The organism is Photobacterium sp. J15 (genome assembly GCF_963870815.1).
Lineage (GTDB): Bacteria > Pseudomonadota > Gammaproteobacteria > Enterobacterales > Vibrionaceae > Photobacterium > Photobacterium marinum.
Map to the genome: position 1 here is coordinate 3,462,517 of NZ_CAWMUI010000001.1, position 12,389 is coordinate 3,474,905.

At 48.8% G+C, this 12,389-nt stretch carries 11 protein-coding genes; 10 read left to right on the forward strand and 1 reads right to left on the reverse strand.

From position 1 onward, the window contains the following. From AACQ93_RS15440 to AACQ93_RS15485, 10 genes are all read left to right on the forward strand, one after another. A complete protein-coding gene (locus tag AACQ93_RS15440; RefSeq protein WP_064606060.1) occupies positions 1 to 1,152 on the forward strand; it encodes a glycosyltransferase family protein in 1,152 nt (383 codons plus the stop codon). A gap of 69 nt (positions 1,153 to 1,221) precedes the next feature. Beyond that, positions 1,222 to 1,557 (forward strand): hypothetical protein, encoded by a 336-nt coding sequence (locus tag AACQ93_RS15445; RefSeq protein WP_064606062.1) that lies wholly within the window; start codon positions 1,222 to 1,224, stop codon positions 1,555 to 1,557. Positions 1,558 to 1,561: 4 nt separating this feature from the next. Continuing rightward, positions 1,562 to 3,004 carry a GumC family protein gene (locus AACQ93_RS15450; protein WP_064606064.1) on the forward strand — a complete coding sequence of 481 codons (1,443 nt, stop codon included), beginning with the start codon at positions 1,562 to 1,564 and terminating at the stop codon, positions 3,002 to 3,004. Continuing rightward, complete coding sequence (locus AACQ93_RS15455) at positions 3,001 to 4,071, forward strand: glycosyltransferase (protein ID WP_064606066.1); 1,071 nt, start codon at positions 3,001 to 3,003, stop codon at positions 4,069 to 4,071. Before AACQ93_RS15450 ends, AACQ93_RS15455 begins: the two co-directional genes overlap by 4 nt. A 17-nt stretch (positions 4,072 to 4,088) precedes the next feature. Continuing rightward, positions 4,089 to 5,906: a sugar transferase gene (locus AACQ93_RS15460; RefSeq protein ID WP_064606068.1), complete on the forward strand. Its 1,818-nt coding sequence runs from the start codon at positions 4,089 to 4,091 to the stop codon at positions 5,904 to 5,906. Positions 5,907 to 5,972: 66 nt separating this feature from the next. Beyond that, positions 5,973 to 6,287: an STAS domain-containing protein gene (locus AACQ93_RS15465; protein ID WP_232323322.1), complete on the forward strand. Its 315-nt coding sequence runs from the start codon at positions 5,973 to 5,975 to the stop codon at positions 6,285 to 6,287. Between the two features lies 1 nt (position 6,288). Beyond that, positions 6,289 to 7,083, forward strand: a complete 795-nt coding sequence (locus AACQ93_RS15470) for an OmpA family protein (RefSeq protein ID WP_064606070.1) — start codon at positions 6,289 to 6,291, stop codon at positions 7,081 to 7,083. Continuing rightward, positions 7,080 to 9,167: an SLBB domain-containing protein gene (locus AACQ93_RS15475; RefSeq protein ID WP_064606072.1), complete on the forward strand. Its 2,088-nt coding sequence runs from the start codon at positions 7,080 to 7,082 to the stop codon at positions 9,165 to 9,167. Before AACQ93_RS15470 ends, AACQ93_RS15475 begins: the two co-directional genes overlap by 4 nt. Continuing rightward, on the forward strand, positions 9,164 to 9,859 hold the full coding sequence (locus tag AACQ93_RS15480) for a tyrosine-protein kinase family protein (RefSeq protein ID WP_064606074.1): 696 nt from the start codon (positions 9,164 to 9,166) through the stop codon (positions 9,857 to 9,859). The genes AACQ93_RS15475 and AACQ93_RS15480 overlap by 4 nt, the downstream gene beginning before the upstream one ends. Positions 9,860 to 9,904: 45 nt before the next feature. Beyond that, positions 9,905 to 11,380: a response regulator gene (locus AACQ93_RS15485; RefSeq protein WP_064606076.1), complete on the forward strand. Its 1,476-nt coding sequence runs from the start codon at positions 9,905 to 9,907 to the stop codon at positions 11,378 to 11,380. 8 nt (positions 11,381 to 11,388) lie between these two features. Here AACQ93_RS15485 and AACQ93_RS15490 read toward each other — a convergent pair whose 3' ends face one another. Next, positions 11,389 to 12,372, reverse strand: a complete 984-nt coding sequence (locus tag AACQ93_RS15490; protein WP_064606078.1) for a glycosyltransferase family 4 protein — start codon at positions 12,370 to 12,372, stop codon at positions 11,389 to 11,391. Positions 12,373 to 12,389 lie beyond the last annotated feature (17 nt).

The following is a 12,389-nucleotide window of genomic DNA, read 5'->3' on the forward strand; positions in this document are numbered from 1 at the left end:
ATGGAATTTCTGGTTTTCGGTGAGGATTGGGGCCGCCACCCTTCAAGCAGTCAGCATATTCTGACCGTCCTGCTAAAACATTATGATGTTCACTGGATAAACTCCATCGGGCTGAGACAGCCGAAGTTCAGTCAGCGGGATATACGTCGGCTTTTCGAAAAACTGTTCGCCCGGCTAACACCTTCTCCGGCAGAGAAAACAACCAATACTGATTCACCATTTCCAACCTCTGTCATTAAGCCGCTGGTCTGGCCGTTAGCGCAAAACAAGCTGCTTCAATCCATCAATAACACTGTGCTCAAACGCCAGCTCAGCTCTAAACGCCAACCGCGAATTATCTGGGCCGCCCTCCCCAGTGCTGTCGACTACCTCAATATCTGTGACAGTGATTTAGTTATCTATTACTGCGGAGATGATTTCTCAGCCCTTGCCGGAGTCGATCACCACTACGCAGCCCGAGCAGAACAAAAACTGATCGCAAGGGCTGATATGATCCTGGCCTGCAGTCCTACGCTAAAAGCGAAATTTCCAGAAGAGAAAACCTGGCTGCTGCCTCATGGCGTGTCATTATCGCAATTTGCAAAACCGGCTTCCTGTCCTGCAGATATTAACAGCTCACGACCTAGTGTCGGCTTCTACGGCAGCTTGAATGACTGGCTTGACCAAGCCTTATTGCAACGGCTGGCCAGAGCAAAACCCGAGATAAATTTCTATCTGCTCGGGCCGGTTAACACCGATATTACCGAGTTGCAGCAGGCAGAGAATATTCATCGATTGCCAGCCCGACCTCACCACCAGCTTGCCGGCTATCTGCAACACTGGACGGTGGCGATTTTACCGTTTAAAGATAATGACCAGATTCGCGCTTGCAACCCTCTGAAGCTGAGAGAATATCTGGCATCCGGGTGTCCAGTTATTAGCTCAGATTTTCCGGCCGCACGCGCCTACCGTCCCCTTGTCACCATTGCCGAAAATGAAAAACAATGGCTGACGACGATAGATAACATCTGTCAACTATCTCCACAGGAGCGACAGAATTACGCCCGACAGGCTCAACAACGGGTATCCGATGAAAGTTGGGAACAGCGAGCCTGTCAGGTTACCCAACTGATTAAACAGCAACTGGTGTACAAAAATTCAGACGCCAGATAACAATTTACCCAACTCCGGGCACTTTTTTTGCTAATACTCCTTATACGCTCAGCAAAATAAGGGAACGCAATGAAAAGGATAATTTGTCTACTAAGCTGTCTGCTTATTTGGGGCTGTACCAGTACCAAGGCACCAAGTTCACTAACTCTATTTTTCAGCCCGGAGCAAATTTCTCTTACCGCAGAACAACAAAGGAAAATCACTGATTTTCTTAATCAGAATCCATACCACCAGCTTACCGCTCAGGTAGCACCGGCTGCGCTGGAGAATCCTTTCCAAGCTCTGCTTCAGGGGCAAAAACGTATCCAGGCGGTGAACAAACTATCGGCCACTCAAGATATTCCCTTACATCTGGAATATGCGCCTCAACAGACTGCCGATACCTTGATCCTCAAGAGCCAGTAGCATTATGCGGCATAAGTTATTCGCCAAACTTTACCCCCTGCTCCATGCACTCTGGAGCCACAGATACCTGATCCTGATACCGGTACTTGTGATGCCGTTTTTGATGGCAGCAGGCGGTGCAGTAAAAGCCAAGCGATACTATGCCCAAACCACAATACTGGTTCAGGAAGCATCAATGCTGAATCCGTTTCTTGAAGATCTGTCTATCTCTATGAACCTCAAACAAAGGATTAAAGCCCTGCGGGTTTTACTCCATAGTTATTCAGTACTTGAACCTGTGGTTGAAGAGCTAAAGCTGGCACCGCTCAGCAGCAGATCTCAAGTCGAACAAGTTATTCATAAACTTAACGGCAGCCTGAGCGTAAACCTGGTCGGTAACGATGTTGTACAGATAGGACTTAACTGGCCGACTCCCGAAGAAATGCCGGCCATACTCAACAAAATATCAGAAGTATTCCTTGATAAGCTTCGTGCTCCCGGCCGCGCTTCCATCGACGGCTCAGAAATTTTCCTGCAAAAGCAGCTTGAGTCCACCCTGAAGGATCTGGAACAGGCGGAAAGCGAGCTAGCCCGGTTCAAAGCAGACAATGCCGATAACCTGCCGCAACTACAGGGAACCAATATCCAGAGCGATGCCAGGCTCAACACTCTGATTCAAGAAACCAAACTGAAGCTTCTTAATGCGCAGGCGAAAAGAAATAACTTTTATCAGCGCCTTGCCAGCACCAACCCGGTTGTCGGCATGCTAGAAGCTGAAATTGTCAAAGCTGAAGCCGAACTTGCGATGCTCAGGGCCAGTTATACCGACCGCCATTCATCAGTAAAAGCCGTACTGCGCCGCCTCAGTCGTCTGAAGCAGGAGCGTTCCCGGCTTGTTGACCAACAACAATCCCTCAGTGCCCAGGAAGTCAGCCAACTCTGGCAACGAATCGCCAGCAACACCCAGAATTTTGAAAGTAACAATCAGCCAATACTACTAAGCCAGTTTGAACAACTACAGCAGGCTGAAAGCCAAATTCTGGCATTAGCAGAAGAACTGAAACTGCTGGAAACTCAAGCGACTTACCTGCAGGAGAAGCGAGCTGAGTTTGCCCAACTGGAAAAGCAACTGAAGATTCTGCAACGAAACTATGACGTTAAATCCCGCATCTACAACCAGCTGCTGGAAAGATATGAAATGGCCAAAGTGACCGGACATCTTGGCCGGTTTGAAGAAGCCGACAAACTTAAAATTATTGACCGTCCGGTAAAACCGGGACGACCACTGAACTGGCCATGGTGGCTCAATTTCCTGTTAGGCATAGGAGCAGGTCTTGGACTGGGACTTTCTCTGGCATGCGCTATGCAGCTGTTAGATACCCGGTTATATCAGACCAGCCAGATCATCCGACTGACAAAGGCACCGGTTCTGATCCGCATTCCTAACTTTCCAGGGGGTACACCATGAACAAGATTACATTACAGGTTGTCCAGCACCTTCGTCCCGGCGGCATTGAGAGACTGGTTCTGAACCTACTCCGTTTTGCCTCCCCCAACCACAGTGTTTATGTTGTTGCTTTGGAAGGGGAAAAAGAGTCTGCCATTGAAAAATGGCCAGAACTGCAACCATTCCGGTCTCAACTGTTCTTTCTTGGCAAACCTGAAGGGCGCGATCTGCAAACCATCATCAGGCTGCGCAGCCTGATCAAAAAGTTACGAGCCGACATTATCCACTCTCACCATTTAGGCCCATTGCTGTATTCCCGACTGGCGAGCGTCGGACTCAGGGTTTCCCATATTCAGACTGAACATGACAGCTGGCATTTGCATAATGCCAAACAGCGCCGCCTGACCCGCCTACTGCTAAAAGGAACTAAGGTCCAGCTTGTTGCCGATGCCCCCCGGGTTGCCGATCAACTGAAACTTCATGGAATCACGGCCGATCATGTCATCATCAACGGGATCGATACCAAACATTTCACGCCGGGCAATCAGTTGCTGTCGAGGCAGATGAACCAGTTACCTTCAGACAAAATACTCATCGGCTGCGCCGGACGCTTGGTCCCTGAAAAGGGCATCGACACCATGATCCAAGCTCTGGCTCTGATGGAAGAACCCCACCGGCTTGTCATTGCCGGTAACGGTCCGGAGCAAAGTAATTTACGCCGTCTCGCAGACCAGCTGGGGCTCTCCGATCGCATTCACTGGCTCGGCCATTGCTGCAACATGCGAAGCTTCTACCGTGCCATTGATATTTTCTGCATGCCCTCCCGTCAGGAAGGCTTGCCTCTGGCCCTTCTTGAAGCTCAGGCCTGTGGCAAAACCGTTATCGCCACCAATGTAGGTGGGATCCCGGACCTGCTCAATCCTCACAGCGGTCAGCTGATTGAACCGGATCAACCAGTAACATTAGCTCGCGCACTCATGAACGGATTAAACAAAGCACACCACTACAGCGAACATAATGCTCAATACATTCGTTGTCTGGCTGATGTGCGCATGATGACTGCAACTTATGAAGCTTTAGCCTATTAATAAACGGAGGTGCTGCAATGGTATTCCAGTGGACGGTTCTCACCCTTCTCACCCTGCTGATCATTTATCATCATGTGATTTACACTGGTTTGATGATCTGGCTCGGACGCCGTACTCCGAAAGCCCCTCTGTCACCAGAGGCTTCCGATGAAAAAAACAGAGCACATGAACCGTCACCATTACCCATCATCGCTCTGGTTATGCCAGCACATAACGAAGAGGGCTGTATCGAAGCTAAACTGGCAAATATTCTGATGTTGGATTACCCGCCAGAAAAATTGTCCGTCTGGATCTGCTGTGACGGCTGTAGCGATGACACAGCAAACATCATAAAACGCTGGCAGCCACAGTTTAAAAAAGCCGGAGTTGAACTGCATTGTAAAGATGAAGCGGATAACCAAGGCAAAGTAGCCCGCATAAACCAATTAATGCAGCTAGCCAAAGAGCAAGCCGAGCTCATCGCTCTTTCTGATATATCGGCGTTATTGTCGGTCGATGCTCTACAACAGGCAGCCATCAGTTTTCTTAACCCGCAAACAGGCGCAGTCACCTGTAGTTACCTACTGGCGGAAGCTACATCCGGAGAACAGCAGTACTGGCAGTGGCAAAACAATATTCGCCGGGCGGAATCCAACCTGGGAAATGTCATGGGGGGGAACGGGGCTTTTTATATGATGCGCGCCGGATTGTTTTCCCCACTTCCGGCAGACACTATCAATGATGATTTTATGTTACCCATGATGGCCATCAAACAGGGTTATCAAGTACAGTTCAACCAATTCATCAACAGTGTCGAACTGACGCCATCCGATGATGAACAGAACTATCAGCGACGTCAGCGGATCGGAGCCGGTAACCTACAGCAACTAATCCGGTGTCGTTTTGTTTTCAAAAACAGCCATCATGGTGCCCGCTGGCTATTTGCCTCCGGCAAAGGGCTGCGAACCCTGATGCCATTTATCTTACTGGCTTACTTACTACTTTCAGTACTGGTGGCCGTCCAAGGCTCATTAACGGCGCTAGGCCTTGTTGCCCTACAAACGGCCGGATACCTGTTGGCACTGTTACCAACAGTCGGCATCCATACCCGGCTAACGGATAAACTTCACTACTTCATTGGCGGCTACGCCGCCTCTTTACTTGGCATGCTGCGCTATCTCGCCGGACAGTTCCACCAGGGCTGGCGCCATCTTCCACCATTAATCAGCTATCAATCTCAGTCGACCTTGTTGTTCAAACGAGCCAGCGACATTCTGCTAGGGTCAGTCGGGCTGATACTCACGCTTCCGTTATGGCCAGTCATTGCACTGTTAATCAGGCTCGATTCACCAGGTTCCGCTTTTTATCGTCAACTCAGGGTCGGCAGGATCAGCGAAGAACAGGTTGAACTGTTCGAAGTCATCAAGTTCCGCACCATGAGTAACAATGCGGAGTCCGATTCCGGCGCGGTCTGGGCAAGTGAGAATGATCCGCGAATCACCCGTATCGGGCGCTTCCTTCGTGCTACCCGTCTAGATGAGCTGCCTCAGTTTATCAATGTGCTCAAAGGTGAAATGTCACTCATCGGCCCGCGGCCTGAACGTCCGGAACTGTGTGGTGATTTGCAAAATGCATTGCCATATTACCTGGAACGCACTGCAGGATTAAAACCGGGAATCACCGGGCTCGCCCAGGTAAACCAAGGATATGACAATAATCTGGATGACGTTAAAAACAAGATTGCCTGGGATCATGCTTATGCACTGGCGCTCAGCTCACCAATTCAGTGGATTAAAATGGATCTCTATATCATGTTGAAGACTATTTACATCATGGCCTGTAAACGTGGGCAATAACTGGCACACAGCTTGTATTGCCTAGATACCACTAACTTCAATACCTAGTACAGAAGAGAGGTCAGCATGCTGCAAGCTACCACCAACCCGATGATTAGCCTGACACTGCAAGATGAATTTGATGCCCATATTGCGAGGCAGATGGAGCCGCAGTTCGAGACACTCAGCAAAACTGAAGATGATGAGCTAATCATCGACATGACCCAAGTGCAATTTATTGACTCCTGCGGAATCGGTGCCATTGTTTTCTTATATAAAAGACTGAAAAGCAGAGGGAAAAAACTGCGCCTACTCAATGTCAACGGCCAACCTCGACAGCTGATGACGATGTTAAGGATTAACAAGGTGATCCCTCTGATCACCTCTGCGGAGTTAAATTGATATGGGAAAACTGCCAGGCCTTCTTTTGATCCTCATAACCAGTGGCTGCACAACCTGGCCAACTTCCGGTGATAATCCCTACTCTCCACCGGATGTCGATCAATGGCTTGAGCTGGAACACCATGATTTTGAACTGCAACTACTGGCAACCCGGGGAGCCAAACTCTGTCTCCCCGGCCAGTATCAACAGCTGGAAAACCTCTATCTTAAGGCTCGGCAGGAAGCCAGGGCCGGCTTCAGCGATGATGCCGATATAACCCTGCTTGAATACCAGACTCAATTTGCCAAAATCCAGCGCCAGATGGACTGGTTAGAACACCACACTCAGTGTCTGGATACCCGATACTCAGAAATTGAACTCAGGGATCAGTTCCTGCTGTTAATGCAGGTCGATAACCAATTTGCTTTCAACCGCTCTAAACTACTTCCTGATTATCAGCAGGCACTGCGACGAGCGGCCTCCATTCTCAAACGCCAAAACCACTGGCACCTGCAACTGACAGGACACACAGACACCATAGGTACCGAGCAAAGCAATTTCGAATTGGGAATGAGGCGAGCTGATACGGTACGCCGATTCTTGGTCGAGCAAGGGGTTGATACCAGACAAATATCCATCTTCAGTGCCGGTGAAAAAGAATCTGTCGAAAATCCGCGCTCCAGAACCCAAAGGCTCAGTAACCGCAAAGTCGATGCACAAGTTCTTGTTGATCACCACACCCGCTCTGTACACCGGGTTTATTCACTTCGGGACTGGCAGGCTGTAAAAGAACAACTAACCCGGGAGCCGTTATGAAAACACTCCTGCTATTGTTGCTCGTTATCCTTGTATCACCAGCATGGGGAACCACCCTAACCGCCGGTGACAAAATATACCTGCAACTTCCCGGCGAGAGTGCATTTGACGATCCGTTTACTATCGACGACCAAGGCCAAATAAGGCTTCCGGAAATAGGCCTTATTACCATCGCAGGCCTGACCCCGAAAGAAGCAGAACAACAAATCCGCCAGCAACTGAGAACCGTCTACCGCAACCTGGATGAATTCAGGCTCAGTATCATGGAGCAAATGCTCCGGGTACAAGTACTGGGCTATGTTACCGATCCCGGCATGGTATCACTCAAACCCGGCAGTAATATCCAGATGGCTATTGCTGCTGCCGGCGGTGCCAGACCTGGTGCCCAGCTAGACAAATTCAAGCTGATCCGAAATGAGCAATCACAAGAATTTAACTACAAAGCATACTTAGACAGTGGTGATCCCTCACAACTTCCAACTCTTAAAGGCGGCGATACGATTTTTGTACCGGCTTCTCCGTTACTGGGAAACATAGAAGTCGATTTTGATGCAGCCTCATTAAGGGAGGGCGGTGATGCTGACGAAGAACAGGGCATCACGATTTTCGGTGAGCTACGTAATCCGGGGACCTTCAGCTATAAATCCGGAATGACGGTAGTCGATGCTCTCATGCGAGCAGATGGGGTTACCCGTTATGCCGATGTCACCAAAATTCGGGTGATCACCGATAATGTCCCTTACCAATTCGACCTCAAAGCCTATCTTGATACCGGAAAATCCACCCAAATGCCGCCCATAAAACCGGGCACCACGATTTTTGCACCGATTGAAGTTGAAGATATTAATACCACCTCACGAACCGTTTATGTGATGGGTGAAGTCAAAGCGCCAGGTGCCTATGAAAGTTCACCAGGAACAGGGTTTGTTGATGTACTGGCTAATGCTGGCGGGCCAACCCGTTTTGCCGATACAACCCTAATAAAACTACTTCGCAGCGAAGGGGCCCCTGTGAGCATCAACCTGGCAACTTATACCCAAAACCCGGCCAGCTACACCCTGCCAGTAATAGAGCCTGGTGATGTCATTTTTATTCCAGAAAAGATCGATTTTAATGAAAAGTCCTGGCTAAAAGTTACCGCAGATCGCGCAATAAAAATTATCGGTGCCGTGAACAATCCAGGACGTTTCGAGTGGAATGACAGCATGGGCCTACTGGATGTTCTGGCGCATGCCGGTGGCCCGAAGCAGCAGGCAAACCTTAGCAACATCCGGCTACTTCGCGAACAGCATGGTTCATCAGATAACGTCATCTATTTTGACCTGGAAAGCTTTATTAACGAGGGGGGAAGCTTTACCCAACTCCCGACACTCAAAGCTGGCGATACCATCATTATTGACGAGCTCCCCCATGATCCGACCGATAACAAATCAAGCTGGATCCGCCAATCCGCAGATGATTCCATTTATGTCTTCGGTCAGGTCGGCGCTCCGGGCCGCTATGCTTTTAACCGGGAACTGGGTTTCCTCGATATTCTGTCAGCGGCAGATGGCCCCACAGGAGATGCTGATCTTCGCCAAATCAGGATAAGTCATCGTAACAGTAATCAATCACAGGTAACCAAACTGAATCTTTCACTCTATTTTGAAACCGGAGATGAAAGCCTACTGCCGAAAGTCGTGCCGGGCGATGTGATCTATTTACCCAAAGTCCAGGGCGACTGGCTTGATAAGCCCGCAGAGCGAGTGGTCAGGCTAATGGGCTCAGTCAACAAACCCGGTCGCTATACCTTCAACAGTCAGATGAATATTCTGGACTTACTGGCTGAAGCCGGCGGCCCGACAGACGAAGCTTACATCGAGCGGATCATGATTGTTAATACGTCATGCTGTGGCGACAAGGCACAAACTTTCAACCTTCGCGACTATGTTATTGATCCTGCCAGCTATCCGCTGCCACTGCTGCGTCCCGGCGATACCGTCTATGTACCGAACGAGAGCGACTCAATCGGAGAACAATGGCGTCAGGGACTGCGTGACGTCCTTGGCCTGTTTACCCTTATCGCTCTGGGAGCTGCCTTATGAAACCCTGGCTTAGTGGGGAGTACGATCAGCTATTCCACCAAATCCATCAAATTGAAGCCCGAATCATCTCCTTTACCGGATCCAGTGAAGGATGTGGAACTTCCACCATGTGTAACTGGCTGGCAAGACGCTGCGCTGAAGACCAACAGAAAGTTCTGCTGATCGACCTTGATCTCTCCGGATCCGGGCAAGGGTTCCCAGCCAAGCCATGGCAGAGCGACGGCAACGGCGAAGCTGAGGCATTGATCCATATAAATAGTCAACTCGACATCCTTCCACGCCCGAGCCGTGAACGGACCATTCTCGATCTTCGCCAACCACAAATTCTGACCAAAGCACTAGAGCGCTGGAAGCAGAATTATCACTATATCATCTGCGACGTCGGCACCATGACAAACACCAACTGGAGAAACCTTCCTGTCAGCGCCATCAGCCATGCCAGTGATGCCACCATCCTTTGTGTCGCAGCAGCAAAAACTAAAGAAAGTGAGCTGTTGACCTGTATGAAGAAACTCGAGCAAAACGGGATCAACCTACTGGGCACTCTGATCAATGATCAGATAAACCCCTCTCTGGCTGATGAAATTATCCGGGTACTAAAAGGAAAAGCGCGCTGGCTACCAAACCAGCTCAAGCAGCGGCTGATCCGCTATCTGAACAACAGTCCTTTATTACAAGGGAAATATCAGTAGAACAAGGGATAGGCAATAAGAGCAAATAAGATAAGGGACTAAGTTATGAAACAGCTCCTGTTCCAGCGCCAGTTCAGTCTGAGCTATGAAAACCTCCGCCTGATCCGTCGTTTTTTCAGTGATAAAGCGCAGGCACTGCATCTCAATCAGGAGTTAGTTCAGAACATTAAACTAGTCTGCAGTGAGTACTGCGCCAACCTGCTCGAACATCAAGAACAAACAGCCAGCCAAGTCACCATCAGCTACGGCAAATCTGACGGGCATTACTTTCTTTCTATTCTCGACAACGGCTCAACGTGGCAACACCAGACAGAGCAACTCCAATCTGCAGAGCTCCCGGTACAGCTAATGGAAAGCGGAATGGGACTCGGCCTTATACAAGCAACCTTCCCAGTGTTTAACTATAAAAGCAGCCGGAACCACAACATAATCACGTTCAGGATCCCGGTCCTACAGCACAGAAAACAAATTGTCATTGTCGATGACAGCCAAAGCCAACTGACATTACTTGCCCATTTTCTTGAGCAAGACTACCAATTAGCCCTTTTCAGTAAAGCCAGTGAAGCGCTGCAATGGCTGGAAAAGAACCACTGTGATTTGGTGCTGACAGATCTGCACATGCCGGACATCAATGGTTTTGATTTCCGGCAACGGGTGGCAGCAATCCAACATCATCGGCTGTTACCCTTTATTTTTCTCTCCGCCGATACGGTAAGTGAAACCCTCTACGCAGCCGCCCAATCAGGAATTGATGACTTTCTCGCAAAACCTATCAGCAAAGCGCACTTATCCAGTGTGCTAAGCAGGGTGCTTGAGCGCCATCACCACCTACTTACCGCCTTTGAAGAGACTCTGCAACAACAGCTCAATACTCAGTCATATCACAGTAATCTCACAACGATTTCCAACCAGGTTCAGCTGTTAGTTAACCAGGAGCCGTGTATTTCCGGTGACTTTATCATGCAACAGAAGCTCAGCGACGGATCGCAACTATTGCTGCTTGGCGATCAAATGGGGCATGGAATCGCAGCAAAAGCCAATGGTGCCATCAGTTTCGGTTACGTCATGGGTCTGCTGCAAAATCCCGAAACTACCCCCAAACAAGTCTGCCGAGCCCTCAACCAGTACTTTTTTCATGCCACGGAAAAGAGCAATTTGATGTGCCTAGTGCTCCTACATATAAGATCCAATAACAAGCTAACGGTTTACAACGCCGGTATGCCCTGCCCGCTTTTCTTTCCTTCACAACATCAACCTTTTAGTAAGCATCAAATAGTCGATACGTCGATGGGTTTACTCGGGTTATTTGACAACTTAGAGCCAGCACATTGGCAAACTCCGATATCATCCGGAGACAGCCTGCATTGTTTCAGTGACGGACTCGCTGAAACACCTTTCTGTGAAAGCGAACTTGATGAACTATATCGATTGTCAGCTCAAGAACGGCATCAATATTTATGGCAAAGTGCAAAGCAAAACCCAGAAGATGACTGCACATTAGTAACAGTTATCTTCAATTAACATCAATTTCACGAAAGTGAGTAAATGCGTGACAACTGAGCCCAGCGACTGTCTCCGCTATACTGCTCAATAATCCGTTGCTGCAACTCATACGACTTTTCCATCCACGCTTTCTTGTTAAGAGAACCCAGCTCATTAATTAACAAAGAAAGTCGCTGCCATTGCGATTCGTCTACCAAGCAATCATCAGAAAGTAATTCAGGTAAATCACCAACTCTGGTAGCCAGAACAATAACTCCATTGGCCATTGCTTCGAGTGCAGCCATAGGCAGGCCTTCCGCCCTAGACGGGATCAGCAATACATCTAGGCATTGCCAATGGGGATCCATTGAAGTCACAGCACCATGCCATTCTAATGCAGGCTCATCAGAGACTAAGTTCGCTAAATCACCGTCACCGAAAACATGAAACTGACACTGCCGGTGTTCCCAGCTGAGAGTAACAAAACGATCGATACCCTTTTCCATGCTCAAACGACCAACAAAACCAACCTGCAAAGTTGAATGACGTTTTTTAGCAGACAACGGTGATTTGCTGAGAACAAAATTGCGCAGCAATTCGCAACGAAATGGCTGACACTTCAGAATAGGCAGACTCACCGCCAAGTTATAAGAGAGAAAAGCAGTATAAGCATTCAGTCTTTCATAAAGAGCCAACCTGCCAGTTAATGACTCCCCGGCATGGAAACTGGTGATTAAACGGAAAGGTGCAAGTAAGCGATAAAAACGAGCCATGATCGATGCTTTATAGCCATGAGCATGTACGACGTCATCTTGAGAAAGTGAGCGAAAGAAGCGGATAGATGAAGAGTCAGATAAGAAACGGAACGGAATATGATTGTCAGTTAACTGCTGATATTGTGGATGGCCGGGGTAACGGCGAAAGTAAACGACCTCAACGTCAACATCTTTAGACTGAATGAGCAAAGCAAGCTGCTGAATATGGCTTTCTATCCCACCAAATCCAGAGCTGTCGACAAACAGATACACCATAGAACTCTTCCTGATAT